Annotated in this window: 1 protein-coding gene; it reads right to left on the bottom strand. The window is 43.0% G+C overall.

What is annotated here, in order from left to right; translation table 11 throughout:
- Positions 1–231: 231 nt before the first annotated feature.
- Complete coding sequence (locus AB4585_RS22565; protein ID WP_102398621.1) at positions 232–1263, bottom strand: IS110 family transposase; 1032 nt, start codon at positions 1261–1263, stop codon at positions 232–234.
- Between the last annotated feature and the right edge of the window lie 71 nt (positions 1264–1334).

Consider the following 1334-nt stretch of genomic DNA (forward strand, 5'->3'; position numbering starts at 1 on the left):
TATATGGAATCCACGTATTTACAAAGTGATTTTGGCAATAAAAGTTAAGATGCGGTCGTATATTCGGCTTCTTATTGAAGGAGCTACCCTCTAGCCTTTGATGTTTTGCGCACCTACTGTCCTTATCGCGCTAGCAGCTTTTTACAGCATGACAGAATGGCCAGGTTCTCAGTAGGTTGGTCTTACCTTTTATGCATCATCATTTTGTAAAATTTAAAAATTTGGTAGTGATTAATGAGTGAGTAATACTGGTTTATATTCAGTCTCATACCGAAGCATTGCCCACGCAGTACGTACCACTTTGTTAGCCAGTGCAATGCAGGCCTTCTTGAAGCCGATACGATCTATGATGCTCCTCAACCAAGCGTCCTTCTGAGTCTTCGGTTTTTCGGGTAGTCGCCCAACGTATGACATTGCGCCAAGATAAAGAAGCGAGCGTAGCTCCTTCACACCACCGCATTTATCGATCCCAATCATAAAAACTTTGCCTCCTGAACTGTGCTGTTTAGGTGTAAGACCAACAAATGCTGAAGCTTGTCTTCCATTCTTGAACTGCTTTCCATCACCAAGAGTTGTATAGAGCATCGCAGCAGTTGTTTCACCAACCCCTTCAATGCCCATTAATCGTTGGCACGGCTCTATCTGACGGGTTAAAGCATTTTTCTCTTTTTCGAATGCGATGAGTTTTGCTTTAAGTTCTTTATATTGCTCCCAAAGCATCGACAGAACGGATACGACATTGGAGGGTATTGGTGTATCGCCATCAAGCACGGTTTGAACCGACGCTTTTAAGCCTTTTTCACCTCTAGGGTTTGCTATCCCGTAGCCCAAAATTGTCCCTCTAATGTGAAGAGCTAGGGAAACAACACTACGAGATAAGAATCTACGGCTAGTTTCTAAAGAATGCATAGCTTGTTGTTCCAATGACTTTGGACGACTGTACTTGATACCAATTTGTATAGCGGCGTTAGCGATGGCGAGAGCATCATTATGATCCGTTTTATGACCTTCTAGGTATCCTTTCACCTTCTTAGGGTTAATGATTCGGACTTCATGCCCAAGTTTTTCTGCTAATTGCCCCCAGTAATGGCAACCGCAACAACCTTCCATGGCGACAATCGAAGGCTTAGCCTTTGCCAAGAACTCTTTCATCTTCTGGCGACTCAGAGGTTTATTGGACATTAGCTCACCATGAATGCTGATATGGCAGGCTTGAAGAACATTTTTTGCTAAGTCGATAGCGATAACATTTTTAGTCAACATATTGGAACCCTCGGTTTTTTCTCACACTCCTAAGTCTAGATTGCTAAGGAGGGAGTGGATTCCATACATCA

The sequence above is a fragment of the Vibrio sp. 10N.222.49.C9 genome (genome assembly GCF_041474985.1).
Classification (GTDB): Bacteria; Pseudomonadota; Gammaproteobacteria; order Enterobacterales; family Vibrionaceae; genus Vibrio; species Vibrio crassostreae_C.

What these genes read in the sequence shown, in the direction of transcription:
- AB4585_RS22565 (WP_102398621.1), bottom strand. Translation starts at nt 1,263, where the DNA reads ATGTTGACTAAAAATGTTATCGCTATCGACTTAGCAAAAAATGTTCTT.